13 protein-coding genes are annotated in these 15,593 nt (G+C 37.8%); 4 read left to right on the forward strand and 9 right to left on the reverse strand.

Annotated features, from left to right (window positions below; all coding sequences use genetic code 11):
* Positions 1-20: 20 nt before the first annotated feature.
* From AC2INI_RS16025 to ggt, 6 genes are all read right to left on the reverse strand, one after another.
* On the reverse strand, positions 21-4,436 hold the full coding sequence (locus AC2INI_RS16025; RefSeq protein WP_486306395.1) for a DUF6701 domain-containing protein: 4,416 nt from the start codon (positions 4,434-4,436) through the stop codon (positions 21-23).
* Positions 4,433-4,852, reverse strand: a complete 420-nt coding sequence (locus AC2INI_RS16030) for an MSHA biogenesis protein MshP (RefSeq protein WP_486306396.1) — start codon at positions 4,850-4,852, stop codon at positions 4,433-4,435. The genes AC2INI_RS16025 and AC2INI_RS16030 overlap by 4 nt, the downstream gene beginning before the upstream one ends.
* Positions 4,824-5,639: a PilW family protein gene (locus tag AC2INI_RS16035; RefSeq protein WP_486306397.1), complete on the reverse strand. Its 816-nt coding sequence runs from the start codon at positions 5,637-5,639 to the stop codon at positions 4,824-4,826. Before AC2INI_RS16035 ends, AC2INI_RS16030 begins: the two co-directional genes overlap by 29 nt.
* The gene (locus AC2INI_RS16040) at positions 5,639-6,175 is read right to left on the reverse strand and encodes a type IV pilus modification PilV family protein (protein WP_486306398.1); all 537 of its coding nucleotides are present in this window, start codon (positions 6,173-6,175) and stop codon (positions 5,639-5,641) included. The genes AC2INI_RS16035 and AC2INI_RS16040 overlap by 1 nt, the downstream gene beginning before the upstream one ends.
* Positions 6,165-6,692 (reverse strand): pilus assembly FimT family protein, encoded by a 528-nt coding sequence (locus AC2INI_RS16045; protein WP_486306399.1) that lies wholly within the window; start codon positions 6,690-6,692, stop codon positions 6,165-6,167. Before AC2INI_RS16045 ends, AC2INI_RS16040 begins: the two co-directional genes overlap by 11 nt.
* Before the next feature lie 360 nt (positions 6,693-7,052).
* Positions 7,053-8,807, reverse strand: coding sequence for a gamma-glutamyltransferase (gene ggt / locus AC2INI_RS16050; RefSeq protein WP_486306400.1), 1,755 nt, complete (start codon positions 8,805-8,807; stop codon positions 7,053-7,055).
* 277 nt (positions 8,808-9,084) lie between these two features.
* On the opposite strand from ggt, the gene AC2INI_RS16055 reads away from it, so the two are divergent.
* Entirely contained in the window at positions 9,085-10,086 is a 1,002-nt protein-coding gene (locus tag AC2INI_RS16055; RefSeq protein ID WP_486306401.1) for an esterase/lipase family protein, read from the forward strand.
* A 33-nt stretch (positions 10,087-10,119) separates the two neighbouring features.
* On the opposite strand, the gene AC2INI_RS16060 is transcribed toward AC2INI_RS16055, so the two are convergent.
* From AC2INI_RS16060 to AC2INI_RS16070, 3 genes are all read right to left on the reverse strand, one after another.
* The gene (locus tag AC2INI_RS16060; protein WP_486306402.1) at positions 10,120-11,967 is read right to left on the reverse strand and encodes a M3 family metallopeptidase; all 1,848 of its coding nucleotides are present in this window, start codon (positions 11,965-11,967) and stop codon (positions 10,120-10,122) included.
* A 224-nt stretch (positions 11,968-12,191) separates the two neighbouring features.
* The gene (locus AC2INI_RS16065; protein ID WP_486306403.1) at positions 12,192-13,208 is read right to left on the reverse strand and encodes a curlin associated precursor, CsgA like protein; all 1,017 of its coding nucleotides are present in this window, start codon (positions 13,206-13,208) and stop codon (positions 12,192-12,194) included.
* A 21-nt stretch (positions 13,209-13,229) separates the two neighbouring features.
* Positions 13,230-13,799 carry a curlin subunit CsgB gene (locus AC2INI_RS16070; RefSeq protein WP_486306404.1) on the reverse strand — a complete coding sequence of 190 codons (570 nt, stop codon included), beginning with the start codon at positions 13,797-13,799 and terminating at the stop codon, positions 13,230-13,232.
* Positions 13,800-14,059: 260 nt separating this feature from the next.
* Here AC2INI_RS16070 and AC2INI_RS16075 point away from each other — a divergent pair, with 260 nt between their 5' ends.
* From AC2INI_RS16075 to AC2INI_RS16085, 3 genes are read left to right on the forward strand one after another with little or no spacing between them, the layout of a single operon-like run.
* On the forward strand, positions 14,060-14,698 hold the full coding sequence (locus AC2INI_RS16075) for a LuxR C-terminal-related transcriptional regulator (RefSeq protein WP_486306405.1): 639 nt from the start codon (positions 14,060-14,062) through the stop codon (positions 14,696-14,698).
* Between the two features lie 2 nt (positions 14,699-14,700).
* Positions 14,701-15,162 (forward strand): curli production assembly/transport protein CsgE, encoded by a 462-nt coding sequence (locus AC2INI_RS16080; protein ID WP_486306406.1) that lies wholly within the window; start codon positions 14,701-14,703, stop codon positions 15,160-15,162.
* Between the two features lie 9 nt (positions 15,163-15,171).
* Positions 15,172-15,573 (forward strand): curli assembly protein CsgF, encoded by a 402-nt coding sequence (locus AC2INI_RS16085; protein WP_122032451.1) that lies wholly within the window; start codon positions 15,172-15,174, stop codon positions 15,571-15,573.
* Positions 15,574-15,593 lie beyond the last annotated feature (20 nt).

Below are 15,593 nucleotides of genomic sequence, written 5' to 3' on the forward strand. Positions count from 1 at the left end.
TTATGGCTATCTGTATGAACTTAGTTGGTTTGTTCATGACTCCATATAATACGATCACTTCCGCGATAAATCCCAAAATGAATGGTCGCTTTAATGAAATCCTCAAAAGAATCATTATTATCTTGGTCTTGTTGCAGCCAAGGTAGGTTAACTAATGACAAGGTAGGAATGACTTGCCCTTGATTTCCGTTTCCAGGTGCAGTGAAATTCATACTTGTTAATCCATTTTTAACTTGAGTACTGGTTAAACTCGCTGTTGTCGTGCCGTTTTTAACTGGAAGTGCATCTGGATCTTTTCCTACATCAAATGAAAAGTAAGGCATTGCGAGTACTGTGCAGGAGTCAGCCTCATTACGAATGAAGCGACCAAAATCGTAATATTCAGTTTCAATTCTTGATTGAAGATCATTTAACTCTGAGCCATAGGCATCTTCCATTGTAATTCGTCCCCACTCTTGCTGATGCTCTGGTGTGGCAGGGAAATTATACTCAAGGCAGTTTCCTGTCGCGTTAGTTTTGTAGCAAACTTTATCTTGGTCTTTCGTATCTTCAGCACTAAGCGTTAAAGTGATGGTGTCATTCGTTGGTGATATCGGTTCAAATGGTTTGTTATAACGCAATTTGGCATTTTGCAGTTGTACTTTATTTTGTAGAGGTAATTTATCTACGCTACCTGATGTTGCAAATCCATCTCTACGACCAAGGATAGAACGTGAGTCACTGTCTATTACTGCAATGTTGGAAGGTAAAGCCGAATAGGTTCTTAAATCCCATGTATTGTTATAGCGCCACCATGGACCAATATTATAGTTTTGTAATTGACCACCAGTGTAGGACAGCGGTGTTAACTCTAATGTTGGTAAGGTATCAAACTCGAACGTTTGGCCCATGTACGTAAAATCACCACAGGCATCTTTTATTGTTGGTTGCACCGCAGATAAGTCAAAATAAGCGGGGGTAAATCGACCAATTGAGCCGGTATTGGCGGCTTTAATTTGGAACGCATTGCTACCTAAATAGCCAGCAGGTGGTGTTACTGAAATATCGAAAACACCGACTTCACTGATACTTTGCTTAAACGTATTTGTGCTGCCTTGTTTTGCCGCATGATTATAAGTATTAATTAATAAGTTACCTGTATTGCCTCCAATTTTTTGAGAAGGGGCGACGAGAGTATGATCTAGTATTAAATTATCTTGAGCATAGTTCGGTGTTACCAGATTATTAGCTAGATCAGAATCGTTATCCTTTTCCCAAGCGTGAGCCTTAATGATAAAGTTAAACTCTTCACCAGCGCGAGCAAAAATGGAGCAATTCGTGTCTTCTGATTGACAAAGACTGTTAGAACTTGAATTGTTTTTATCGCTTACTGACGCACTTAAGCCAACTGGAAAACTGACAAATTGATCACTGCCTTCAATGTCTTGATTATACGATTTTGTGTATCTAGCATTGAGTTGCAGTTGCCCTGCATCAGCGTAATTTATGGTAATTTGTGCTTCATTGTTGGTAAAATTTAACGCAAAGGTTGTTGGAGATGCTTCTTGTTTCCCTATCTCATTCCATGAATCATTAATGAGTCCATATAAGCTTGGTGAGCCAATAATATTTGTTTTGCTTGGTGAAATATAATCAGACCATAATTGAATGTTTTTTGTACCAGTAAATGTACTTCCACAGCCTTTAATGGTTGCTGTAACGGGTTTATTGGCAAATTTATCAGGGACAACAACTGTTAACCCCTCCGATTTAAAATTGAGAGTACAGTTTTGACTACTTAATGAACCGCCATTGATACTACATAAAGTGTTACTGAAGGGTTTTGTTGAAGGAGATGAGCTATCAACGTTTAGTCCTACATTCCCTTGAGTCGGTTTGCCTATGGATAGATTCGCAATACCATTTCTCATTGTTATGTTGTTGCCGTTAAGCCAATAACCATCAGTCCCTAAGTTACTGGTATTAAGTGTGACATCAATCTCATCAGTAAATAAGCTTGAACAAGAGGCATCAGCACACGCTCGTAATGTTACGTTAGATACATCACAAGTAGAGCCTTGCCCTGAGTGGTCAAACTCAAAATGGTCAATTTGTTCACCAATAGGCTTTGAATACAAAGCACACATTTTGAAATTATCAATTTCATGGGTGTTATACAGCTGGCCAGTAGAACCGGTTAATGACATGATGAAATTTTCAGGAATATCATCTTGATTGTATTGAGAGCTTAAGACATTGATTGGACCAATGATTTTGCTAAAGCGAGGAGTACTTCCTTTATTCTCAACACTACGCTCAACCGTTACATTAGCGGTATTATGACTTCTTGAATCTATGGTAATACGATAGCGATGAGTTTTGCTATTACCGTTATTTCCATCAATATTGGGGCTGACTTTATTACCGCTAATGTAATTATATCCGGAGTATTGTTGGCCTGAACCTCTGAGTACAACAGATTGATTGGTAGAGTAAGAATTGTGGTTTTTTGAACCGCCTTCTTTAGAGTAGTTACCATATTCATCAAGACCAATACCAAGCCAACCACCCGCAAAACCAGGCTTTGTTGCTTCTGAATTTCTCTTAAATCCATAGCCTAAAGGCCCACCAAATGCACCCGCTTGAGGGGTTATTTCGGCATCAGAAAATACAATGGCAAGACCATCAGCACCATTACCTCCATACGCCATATAATCGAATTCAACTTCAATTTTGTTACCAAGAGCAGGGTATAAATACTGATAAGAAGATGCTGTTGATTGTGCTCGTTGTGCTTGAGTTAACTGCAAGCGGCCATTAATTATTTTAGGTATAAAATTACCGCTACTAGAGCTGGTTACCCAGTTACTGTCTAAGCTACCATTATTGAAATTATCTTCATAACAGGTAGGTAAAACCACATCAGGGCAGGGATGACGTTGTTCATATAACTGTTCAATTTGGTCGTCTGATAAGGCTTGATCAAATACGTTTACTTCATCAATTAAGCCATTAAAAGTACGAGTTAAATCATAATCATTACCTACTTGTAGAGGCTGATTATTTACCTGTAAGTGTTTTAGTGGAGAGACGTCTTCAGTAATGGATTTTACTTTTTTGCCATTAATAAAAATCGAGGCTTTATTTCTATCATGAGCGTTATAACGAATAGCAACATGCGACCATTGGTTTTTTGGAATGCTTTGTGTTGTCGTTAGATTCATAGGGTAGCGAGAGTTTTTTAACTCCCAATACCAATTCACTTGACCGTATGAATTTAAATGAAATTCATAGTTACCATTTTTAGAGACAATGGTATTAAGGCGATTGCTAGAAGGGTATGAGCTAGGGTTTATCCATGCACTAACCGTAATCGTATCTTCATTAGAGAGTTTGCTGTTATTAGGAACTTCAATATATTGTTGCTGTGATTTATTAAACGCGCCATAGCCACAAGTTCCCATCTTGGCTAAATCGATAGGTAGAGCAGGGTTGTCCTTTTGAGGAGCAGGATTATTTATAGCTGTACCGTTATAGCTGTTACCAGAGCTATCTTTGACTTCGCCAGTAGTACCGTTCCACGAGTCCTCATCTAAGCGAAGAGATAGTATAGGGTAAGCTTCTGGTTCTGGTATTGTTGTTGCTTTATTGATATAGCTATTACCCTCCATGAATAATTTGTTACTAGATACTCGGCCAATGATGTAGCTGTCATTGTTTAATGAAAGACGGTTATTAGCATATACATAACCTTCTAGATAGGCGTTGTTATTTAGCTGTATATTATTAAATCCAACAACAGTAAGTGAGGCATTTTGTTCAAGAGTAACTTTCGTATTGTTGTTTAGAAGAAAATTATGATGAACAAATAAACGAACATTCCCTGATATTTTAATATGCGCATTGTCGCTGGTTGATATTTGATAAATCCAGTAGTCACCGGATTGCAAAGTAAGAGTTATATTATCTTCTAGATCTAAACTACCAACGTAAGTTGTACCACTTGAGTTTTTAAAGCTAGCCTTGCATGAATTACGGAGTTCAATTTTATTATATTTTTTTGATTTAAACTCTTCCTGTCCTGAGTTACAAGTTTCATTTTTAGGAGAGTAGCGAGTTTGAAAATTACCTAGCGATAAAGAAGTTGTTGCCTTGCCTGTGATTTCACAAAGTTGGTAACCACCATGGCCATCATCACAGCTATTACTTGGTAACCCAGCTCCTTTGTTACTAGAGCAGTAATTTAATGCCGCCCCTTGAGTTTCATTAATCTTTGCTGAGTTATTGAGTTCTAATTGAGTGTACGGACAACTCTCCCAAGAGTTTTTATGTCCTTGAGCAACATCTGGAAAGTAAGTGCTCGAGTTTATTGTTGGAAAAGCGGATGCATTCAGGGGCATCAAACATAAGCTGAAAACTGAAATAATAAGTGAGCGAGAGAAAAGTGTAGCCATCATTGACGAATTCCTACTTCAATAACACGTTGTAATGTGGTGGTGCCAAATTGACATCGGGCTGTACTAACCAATTGATTTACTGTAATTCCTGAATCTAAAATTCCAATACGCTTACACTCTATAGTGGCAGTACATTGAGATAGCCCTGTACCAGAAAACGTATAAGGTGAGTTTATATTTGCGCATCTGTCGGTAGTCTCTGTTGCATAAAACTCGCTTAAACTCAGCTGTATGCCAGATTGCGCCGCCATATTAGTGCGAGTCCCCATAATAGATGTCACGATATGATGACTCATTTTTTGTTGATTTTTAGTCGCCATTAGCGCGAGAAAACCAACAACGATAATGACAAAAATAGTAAGGATAAGCGCAGAGCCATTATTACGACTACGGCGTGTTTGCGATAAGGACATCATGATCCAACCTCACTTCTTCATTGTTATCATTAAAGACAAACTGCAGCTTAACTAAACCATTACGTACAAGAGAGGCGTGCTCTACATCAAATTGTACACTTTTGATTTTTTCAGCCATTAAGTCACGATCTCCCACGCTTAATTCTGCAGGGGAAAGCTCACTACGAGACAGCGGATAATTCGCATAACGATATAGTTGGCTCCCCTCTAAGCAATAAGCCACTGGGGTTTTATAGGTGAATAAACGATGTGCAGGGGAGTTTGCTTTAAAGCTTGTCTCTTGAGTAAAGTGAAGTACAACCATGGTTGATTGTGATGTGTTTGTCTCAAGCAATGGAATAAAATCCACATCTTGTTTTACTTCTGCAATTGTTGTGGCGCCTGAGGTTGAAATATCCTTTAATAGGGCATCTGCATTCATCGGCATGATCACGACACGTTCTGCTTTAGTGAACCCATGTTCAGGTAATACTCTCATCGTATCTGCCGATTCTGGTGCTAATGGTAATGCCTCATAGACAGCAGTATTAGTGATTGGTAACCACTCAATACAGTGGGTAGATGCGTTAACTTGTACACTGTTTGGTACGGCATCACGAATTTCTTTGTGCATACGTTCAGTAACAAAACGACCTTGAAGTAGCAGTTCTTCACGGGTGGTGGTATCGGTATAAATTGTCATACTGTGCTGAATAATGGCACTGAGCGAAACTCCGACAACCCCTAATAAAACAATAGAGATAACCATCTCGATTAAGGTAAACCCTTTCTGTTTTTTAAATAGCATTAGAAGTTTCCTCGAAAGACAGAAAAAGGATAGTGTTGGCCACTAGGGTCAATGACATCAACAACAATGCGCTTTCGGTTTCCGCTTACGGTATCGGCAATTCCATCTAGATTTGCATCATAAAAAACGGAGATAGAAATTGAAAAGTTAGGATACACAGACCCTAAATCATCGCCTAACACATCCTGAACATTGCCTGATAATCCATTAAAATCATCAACGTCATTAAAGAGTGTACGATCTGTTTCTCCAGCTTCTGGCTTTAATTCACCAGGAAGGGTACATAGTTCACCTGTTGGGCTATCACACTCTGGTAAACCCCCATTAGGCCCACTGTTTTGGTCAAATTGGCGACCTAATATCTCATCCATCACAGCAGCACCAAGTTCAGCCGCTTTTGTTGAATAGATTAATTCTACATTTTGTTGCGATTTAGGTACTAAGGCGGTTGTTACGGTAAGTAATGCAAAACTCATTAATATAATAGACAACACGATGGAGATTAAACTGAACCCACGCTGATGCTTAACAGGCATGAATATACCCCTCTTTTTCAATGCAGATTTTCTGTTGTGATTGGCCAAAAATAGTAATTTCACATTTATCTGTCTTACATTGTTCGATACGACCCATGCCATCAAAATCTAGCGCATAAGGAAAGGCTAAATTGATAAGGGTGTTATTTGCGACTAAAGAGAAATATGCATTTTGGTTAGCTAATATCGCGACATAACTTATATCTTCGTTTTCAAGATAAACATCACTTTTTTGAGTACTAGGAAAGACAGATGAACAGGCGTTAGATAGTTTATCTAAGCTCACTTGTTGTGCTCTGTGCTCATCAATTAACCATCGATTGCATTGCCCATTTCTGTGCATGGCGCGAGTTTGAGTTAAACGTAAAGAACGAAGTAGTTCCGTTTGTAATGTGTGCGCAGAAATACTGCTAATTCCTGAGAAATAGCTGCTCGCGCTGAGGGAGAGAATTGAGAGCAAAACAATAACAGCAATTAGCTCAATCAAAGTGAATCCAGAGGTATGATTTCTAGTCATTTTTTCGTTACAAAATGTAAGTCATATAGGAGTTGTGTAGTGTACGGAAGAAAGTTTTTAATAGAAGTGAAATAAGGTCTATTAACGTAATTATTTTGCTTTTTTCATGTATATAAAGCGTTAAATTATTTGCATTTATAGTATTTATTTTGCGAGTCAATTCAAATAATTAATGTCAATGAAAAATACTCGCTTTTTATAAACTGTCAATTGATATTTATGAAGTAAAAAGCACATCCTAGATTAGTCTGTTTGTGGCAAGGGCTCGAAGTTTGAAAGCGGTGTTTAAGTGACATTGATTAAATACAAAAATGGCAACAATGAGATCATCATTATTGCCATAAATTAACGGATACTAGTTTATTGCGAAATCACTTTACCTTCACGGCGAGGATCGGCGGCCCCCACAAGAGAATTTCCTTGCAGTTTAATCGCTTGAACCCCTGAGTTTAATTCCTTAACTTGAACTTTAAACCCGAGCTTTTCTAACTTAGGGACCCATGCTTCAGCGGCGGTGTCTTTTTCTATTTCAAATGCCCCAAAGCGATTATTCATGTTAGGCAAATCAATGGCTTGCTGTAGGTCTAAACTCCAATCTAGATGAGCAACCAATGTTTTTGCTACGTATCCGATAATTTGGCTACCACCGGGAGATCCAATTGCCATATACGGTTTATTGTCTTTCATTACGATAGTGGGTGCCATGGATGAACGTGGACGTTTACCCGGTTCGATGCGATTGGCAATAGGAACACCATCGACATGACTTCTAAAAGAGAAATCAGTTAATTCGTTATTCAGTAAGAACCCGCCAACCATTAAGCGAGAGCCAAAGCCATTTTCTATTGTGGTGGTAATTGAAACCACATTACGGTCTTTATCGACAATCGAAAAGTGACTGGTAGAGGGTAATTCAATCGCTTCATCTAATGCGTAATTGTTGGCATGAGACCACGGTGGAGAGCCCGCAGAAGTTTCAGCTAACGCATCCTTTCCTTTTAGTAGTTCAGCGCGTTTTTCTAGATACTTTTTATCCAGTAAGCCTTGAGTTGGCATTGGAACATAATCACTGTCTGCCATGTATTTACCGCGATCAGCAAAGGCTAGGCGAGAAGCATCCCCTAATAATCTCCAACTTTGTACATTGTCTTTACCCATATCTGAAATTGGGTAATGGCTGAGTACCCCCATAATTTGTCCAAGTGCCAATGCTCCTGAACTTGGTGGCCCCATACCACAAATTGCATATTGGCGATAAGGTGCGCAGACGGGTTCACGCTCTTTTACTTGATAAGCCGTAAAATCAATGAGGTTAAGTACCCCAGGATTTGAGGTCTCATTTCTTACTGTGTTCACAATATCTTGTGCCATTTTTCCTTGATAAAAAGCGACTGCGCCTTGCTCAGAAATAACCTGCAGTGTTTTTGCATAATCTGGATTTTTAAGCTTCTGACCAGCTTTTATTGGTGAACCGTCTTGGTTAAAGAAGTAGGCTTTAGCGGCAGGAGAGCGTTGTAGAAACTCTTGGTCATTATCAACCAATTTTGCTAAACGAGGACTTACGGTGAATCCATTAGTTGCAAGATCAATGGCTGGTTCAAATAGGGTTTTCCAATCCAGTTTGCCTAGTTTTTGATGAGTATCCCACATCAATTTTACTGTGCCAGGAGTACCAACAGATCGCCCTCCGACTACGGCATCATAAAACTTAAGAGGTTGGCCTTTGTCATCTTGAAATAATTGAGGTGTCACTTCTAATGGTGCCGTTTCCCTTCCATCAAAAGTAGTAAGCTCTTGCTGTTTTGCATTCCAATAGACAAGAAATGCACCGCCCCCAATACCTGATGACTGAGGCTCTACTAGCCCAAGCACCAATTGCGTAGCAACCATGGCATCAATCGCATTACCGCCTTTGCGTAGCATCTCAGCCCCCGCTTCACTGGCATAAGGGTTTGCGGAGGCGATCATCCACTCTTTTCCTTCAACGAGGTTTTGCTTGGTTAAGCCCGTTGCGGCTTCAGGGGCAACATTGTCTGCCGTTTGAGCTGCAAATGATATTGGCGTAATAAGAGAGGTTGAAACTAGTAACGCAAGAGTTGATGCTTTCCACTGCATAGATATTCCTTAATCGTATCAATTGGATGTAGGTAAAGGCGTCGAGTAAAATACACTGAGAAGAAAAGATTGGCAGAGGAAAGAAGGCCTGTCGAATAGGTTATTAGTGTTCTTGGTTAATGCTCACGTTTTAAAAGAATTGAGAATTACAATCTTACTTGCAGGAGGATAGATATCACATCAATCACCGATATCACTATTTGGTCCTCATATAAAAGTAATAATTGAATGAGAAATACCCTATGATGGTTTTATATTGTGTTTATGGATGAACTTAATGAATCAAATGGATTATTTGCGATGTGCCAGTGTGGGAGTACTTTTCGGCCTAGCTGGTTGTTCGTCAAACTCTGTCAATGATATTGATGAGGTTGAAGAACCAACGATGTTGACCAAGCAAACCCTAAATATTGAAGGGCTAAAGCATTGTAATAATGCCAATGATAGTCGTATTCATTTAAATCCAGATGAACCATTAACCATTATTGCTCATGGCTGCTTCGCTTCTGCGGGTCAATTTAAAACCTTAGCGGATGTTTATGGTTTATATGATCAACAAGCTATCTGTTTTGAGTATGATGACAGAAAGAGTCTAGAAGAGACCTCTGGCGAGCTTGTTTCTGCTCTAAATCAATTATCAAATGAAAATCCCAATCAGCCTCTCCATATTATTGGCCATAGCCAAGGTGGTTTGGTCGCTCGTAGAGCACTTACGGTTGATAGAGAAGATGAGAAAAAAGTCGCCACAAAACAACTGCAACTTACCACGGTCTCTTCCCCATTTAATGGCATTGAAATATCGTCACATTGTGGAATGACTTCTTTACGGATCTTGTCTTTGGGTATTGTTGATTTGATCTGTTATGCCGTGACTGGCGAGAAATATCAACAGATCCCACCTAATGCTGATTTTATTGAACAACCGGGAGAACTTCTCCCTTCAGTTTCTCAGCATTTAGTAATTAAAACGGATGAGCGTGATACGTGTCGAAGAACCAATGATGACGGAATATGCGTTGAAGATGATTACGTTTTTAGTGTTAGTGAGCAGTCAAATCAAGAAGTGGATGATGTCGTTCATGCGAATCCAATAACGGTGAAAGCAGGTCATGTTGAGATTGTCGGTAATGGCAATTCTGTTCCGACGGATTTGATTGATATCTTAAAAGAACAACAATTGCTGATTGATAATGGAACGGTTGGCCAGCTAGAGCAAGCACGTTTAATTGAGCAACTTTATTCTCAAGACGATCGCTCTAATTTATCTATATTGAAATAAGCAGGGTGGCATAAATACCACCCTGAAATCAGTTTAGCGTCCGTACGTTTTCATAATATAGGCTTCAAACTCGTCACACATTTTTGTGTTTGATTCTGTATTACTTGCTAATGTTTTTGGACCATCAATAATAGAGATTGTTGCATTTAGCGGTGCCACTTCGGCTTGAGTTCTAGAATCTAACTCTGCCATTTTTTCTTGCTCAGATTTCCACGCCTCTTCAACAGATAAATTACACTTATCAGCTAAATATTTAGCGTTAAAGCCTTCACCAGTAAGAGCTATGATTGAGTCATTATGGTTAACGCTGTTACCGGCATTCCAATAGTGTTTTGCCAGTAATGGACCAATCTCAGGATTATCAGTTAAGTAACCAAATTTCTCAGTGAAATAGGCGCGAGTTTGGTAGACCGCCATGTGTGCCAACAAGTAACCATGATAAGCACATGAGGCTTCATCAGACACTAAGTGAGGGATAGCCATTAATGGACGTGGACTACACGCTAATCCAAGAATTTTCTTTTCTGTAGTACGAGCTAATGCTGTGATGTTTTCTGGCGTAAGTTCTTCATCAGTTAATTGATAAAGCGCTCGTTCAAAATACGGTACCACTAAAATACTGCGTTCTTGATATGCACGGAAAGGTTGTTTGCTGTCGATCATTGCTTTGATAATCGAATCAGGTACAGCGTTGCCATTTTCATCAAGTGCATACTGTTTTAACCAATCTGCATCTTCTAGCAAGCTATCGCAGAACATGGATTGGGTTTCTGCATAGGCCATTGAGGTAGGCGCAAATTCTTGTGAAAAGCAGGGTGCGTTCATCTTCACGTTAGAGAAATGAGCCGCATGGCCACCTTCGTGAAATAAGGTGTTCATACCGTCATAACCACTGCCAACTTGGTCTGGTTTTGCGTTGCTAGTAAAATTAACTTTAGCAGCAACCCATTGGTCTTGATTATAAAAAGAAGGAATAGGGCCATGACAAAAACCGTTAGGGTATTTGCCTTTACGATCCAATAAATCAAGCGTTAATTCTGCGCCTGAGAACTCAATATTTAAACGGCCAAACGATTCAACCCAACGACGTAATGATTTTGAGAACGGTACGTAAGGGTCTAGATCTCGCATCACATCGCCTGCAAACGAGAAGACAAAGTTATGCGCGAGTAAGGCTTCATTGCCTTTATCCGTTGCAAGTTGATCTAAGCTACGTTGGTGACAATCACGAGTACGAATTTCAAAATCATCTAAAATAGTAAATAGTTGATCTGTCGTCATTTTTTCTTTTTTTGTTACCGAGTAATCAAAGAAAGTATCAAACCCTTGAGAGCGAGCAAATTTGTTGCGAAGTTTAATTAATTCAATAAATCCGTTTTGTAATAGCCATTGCTCTAAGCCAAGAAACGCTTGATGAGCTGATTGACGTGTTGCGGCATTAGCACTGGTGCGAACAATAGAAGCGAGTACAGGAAGAGAGCCTTCAACCGTTTCACCTTCTTCGTTTACATACGTCATGGTGTGGTTTTGCTTTTTTTCAAATAGACCCGCTTCAAATTTTATTAGATCTGCTTTTTGTTGTTGAGCTTGTTTTGATTCTATTGCGTGAGATTCAAATGTTGCTAACCAGCCTTTTAAACCAATCAAGGTTTGTTTTTTTTCTTCATTATCAGTGATTGATTCAGCCAGTATGATTTGTTCTTTAACTGCGGAGATTTGCTCTGCATTGCTTAAAAAGTTCGTCCATGCAGTTTCTGCTTCCGTAGAGCCTTGGTGATCATCGCTTAAACCCATGTAGGTATCCCAAAAGAAGTTTTCTTTGGTGCGATGAATCGATAAATAACGTTGGTTTAAGTCATTAAGATAAGTAGTGGCAGTCATTTTCGTCCCTTTAAATACAGCATATACAAAGGATTATTATGACATAGATGGTATAGGGATGAGGAGATTAAAATGAATGACATTATGTTTAACCCTATTTCTACTTTAAGTACTTATCATTTATCATCGCTAAAATAGAAAAATCCTAATCAATTACTGATTAGGATTTTTATTTAATTTTTCAATAGTTTAGATATTAATAATAGTTAGTTCTATCTTTAAATTTAGAATTGAGTAATAAAGACAGCATTACTATTACTATTGTCTGCTAGAACAGTGGCTGAATCGTTGTTAGTTTGGTTAACCACAACGACGTTACTGTTAGAGTCGTTTACTAGGTTAATGGTTGCATCAGAGTTACTACCCCATTGACCAACCATAGCGAAGTTATCGTGACTGGCATCAATAAGTATATCTGCCTCATTATCATTCCCGCCAACAACAACGGCGTAAACTGTATTATCTAAAGCCCCATTTTCTAGTAGGATTTCAGTGTCATTATCCGACGCACCAGCATAAAAGGCAGTGTAAGTGTCATTATCATGGCCATCAATATCAGTTAAAGCGGTATTACCAGAGCCACCATAAACACTAATCGTTGAGTCATTTCGGCGACCATCTTGTACAATGGCAAGTGAGTCATTGTTAGAACCACCATAAATACCAATGGTTGCGTCATTTCGACGGCCATCTTGTACAATGGTATTACTCATATTGCCATCAGCACCATCTAGGTAAATAGCCGCATCATTTCGACGACCATCTTGCTCAATCGTATTAACCATATTGTTATCAGAATAATCCATATCAATTAGAGCGTCATTATGGCGTCCATCTTGGTCAATCAGTGCCATATTATTATCACTGTCATAAGCTTCAATTTTACCGAAATTACGACGACCATCTTGCTCAACAGTAAGATCATTACCATCACTATGACGACGAGCTTTTACTACAGCTTCATTGTGTCGACCTTGTTGACCAATGAATAGGTCATTGTCATCACTGTTATTACGAGCCCTAACTACAGCATCGTTATGACGGCCCATTTGATAAACTTCAACATCATTTAGATCTGAATTTTTGATTAAAACATCTGCATCATTACCTACTGCTGGTGATAACTGGAAAATATTTACGTTATTATCATCGGCATTAACTAATTCAACATCAGCGGTATTTCCTGCGTACACTGCACCAGAAAGTAAGATGGTTGAGATTGCGATTGCTAAATTTTTCATAATAAACTTCCTTGAAATACTTTAATTTGTGATGGATATGAATCTATCCATTCCGTTGACTAAGATAATTCCTTGATTGCCAGTTTGATTAATGGAAAAACCTGCTCCATTACTTTTGTTAACTGCTGCTGCAATATTTGAATCACCAGTCTGATTTACTGCATTTTGTTTACCATTACCCGTTTGTGTTAAATGAGCGATATTGTCATTACCATTTTGTATTATGGCTCCCTCATGACTTACTCCCCATTGCTCAAGGGAGGCGTAATTGTTTATTCCGTCTTGGATAACTAGGCCTGTATTATTGCTTCCAACCTGCGCTATGATTGCATTATTTTCATAGCCAGTTTGTTGTACTTTTGCTTTATTACTTCCTGCCCCATTCACGTTATGCTGTAAAATTATCACACTAGAATTTGTTGAATTTGTAAGCTCTACAATGGCATGATTATCATTACTAGTATTTAATTCTGATAATGCCGTTAGTTCTTCAGGAGCATTGAATTCACTAATTCCTAAATCACTATTTGCATAGGTGTAACTACTTACAGCTAATAATAAATAGAGATAACGTACTGATAGTTTGTTCATATCAGTGTCCCTCTTTTTTTGTAATAGCATTTTTTGCTACACCAAAAGTATGGATTTTACAGAGAGAACAACCATGAACTTTTCTATGATATTTTAATAAAATAAAAATAAACTAAAGTATTAGAAAGCTCATTTTTACTGCTCTTATTAAATTCTCAAATTTGAGAATAATGCAATAATGTCCATTAGTTTACTACTTATTTCTGGATATACTTATGTATTGAACTAGTTTTAAATAATGTTAATTGTGGAGGTAGGATATGACTATTTATTACTTGTCATCATGCCAAACTCTATATTCATCATTACTGATTGATTTATTAGAAAAATCATCATGTATGAATATTGTATCTCTTAGTTTTGATGAGTTAAGCATCATGAATGAGTCAGATGAAGATGTTTTTATTATTTTAGATTTGAAAAATCAAACAGATAAAAATTATAAAAATTATTTATATATGATTAATCAAGAGAAGATGAAATTTAAAGAGATTCTTTTCAATGTGACTTGTTTAGATGCTTTGAAAGATATTATGAAATATCCAAATGTTGTGGGTGCTTTTTATGAGAGTGATGATATTAAAGTAATTTCTCAAGGAATAAAAAAAATAATAAGTGGTGAAATATGGCTTAGTAGAGAAATTACAAAAGAAATTATATTTTCTTATCGAGAGAGGCAAGATGGAATTTTAACAACATCGGTATCGTTAACTGAAAGAGAAAAAGAAATACTAAAATTATTAGCATTAGGCTCTTCAAATATAGATATAGCGAACACTATTTTTGTCAGTGAAAATACAGTTAAAACACATCTTTATAATATATTTAAAAAGATTAATGTTAAAAATCGTTTGCAAGCAATGATGTGGGCAAAAGGATATGACTTTAAAGAGGTGTGAGCATGAATTTTAAGGCTATATTTTTTTTGTTTATATGTTTATTTATTTCGTTATTCACTTATGCGTCTGATAATAAAAGTGATTTGGAATCAAAAACACCGTTAGAGAATAATAAGGTTAATGAAGTCGATGACTTAGTTGAGATTGATGGCTTAATCATTGATCGAACATTGACTCGATTAGGAAGAGATTTTTACGTTGCTTTTTCTATGAAAATGAATAGTAAATACGATGGAATAGATGTGAATTTAACAGTTAAAGAGAGGCCAACCGCATTATCTGGAAGCATTATAGGGGTTTACCATTTTGATAAAGTTATTTACAGAGGGGCGCTTTCACCGGGCCAAAGACAGGCTGATGAGAAAGCAGAACAAGCGATAGAGTCTGTAAATCAATATATTATAAGATGGAAAACAGAGAAATTATTTACAGACACATACGATCTCGAACTGCCTGAGATCTAAGGATTTAGTATGAGCATAAGGATTATATTTCTTGTTCTAATAAGTAGTTTTATACCATTAAGTCAAGCCAGTGAGTTAGTTTATACGCCAGTGAACCCTAATTTTGGAGGGAATCCTCTAAATACATCTCATCTTTTTGCTGGCGCAAATGCGATTAATGATTATAAAGCACCAAAAGATGATTCACTGTTTGAAGAAGAGTCAGCGTTAGATCGTCTCACTTCAAGTTTAGAATCTCGATTAATAAGCCAGTTATTAGCTGATGTAGGTAATGGTAATACTGGGCAGCTTGTCACAGATGATTTTGTTCTAAATATTGTTGATGATTCTGGAGCGCTGCTTATTCAAATCATAGATAAAGAAACGGGTGAAAGCTCGGAAATCCAAGTAAGTGGTCTTACTCCAGATTAATTTCTAAGCTAAGGAATCAG

It is taken from the genome of Aliivibrio friggae, assembly GCF_057368515.1.

Coding starts and splice junctions, on each gene's coding strand:
- AC2INI_RS16035 (WP_486306397.1), bottom strand. CDS start 5,639: ATGCTATTTAAAAAACAGAAAGGGTTTACCTTAATCGAGATGGTTATC.
- AC2INI_RS16030 (WP_486306396.1), bottom strand. CDS start 4,852: ATGATGTCCTTATCGCAAACACGCCGTAGTCGTAATAATGGCTCTGCG.
- AC2INI_RS16085 (WP_122032451.1), top strand. CDS start 15,172: ATGAGCATAAGGATTATATTTCTTGTTCTAATAAGTAGTTTTATACCA.
- AC2INI_RS16060 (WP_486306402.1), bottom strand. CDS start 11,967: ATGACTGCCACTACTTATCTTAATGACTTAAACCAACGTTATTTATCG.
- AC2INI_RS16065 (WP_486306403.1), bottom strand. CDS start 13,208: ATGAAAAATTTAGCAATCGCAATCTCAACCATCTTACTTTCTGGTGCA.
- AC2INI_RS16070 (WP_486306404.1), bottom strand. CDS start 13,799: ATGAACAAACTATCAGTACGTTATCTCTATTTATTATTAGCTGTAAGT.
- AC2INI_RS16080 (WP_486306406.1), top strand. CDS start 14,701: ATGAATTTTAAGGCTATATTTTTTTTGTTTATATGTTTATTTATTTCG.
- AC2INI_RS16040 (WP_486306398.1), bottom strand. CDS start 6,175: ATGCCTGTTAAGCATCAGCGTGGGTTCAGTTTAATCTCCATCGTGTTG.
- AC2INI_RS16075 (WP_486306405.1), top strand. CDS start 14,060: ATGACTATTTATTACTTGTCATCATGCCAAACTCTATATTCATCATTA.
- AC2INI_RS16055 (WP_486306401.1), top strand. CDS start 9,085: ATGAATCAAATGGATTATTTGCGATGTGCCAGTGTGGGAGTACTTTTC.
- AC2INI_RS16025 (WP_486306395.1), bottom strand. CDS start 4,436: ATGATGGCTACACTTTTCTCTCGCTCACTTATTATTTCAGTTTTCAGC.
- AC2INI_RS16045 (WP_486306399.1), bottom strand. CDS start 6,692: ATGACTAGAAATCATACCTCTGGATTCACTTTGATTGAGCTAATTGCT.
- ggt (WP_486306400.1), bottom strand. CDS start 8,807: ATGCAGTGGAAAGCATCAACTCTTGCGTTACTAGTTTCAACCTCTCTT.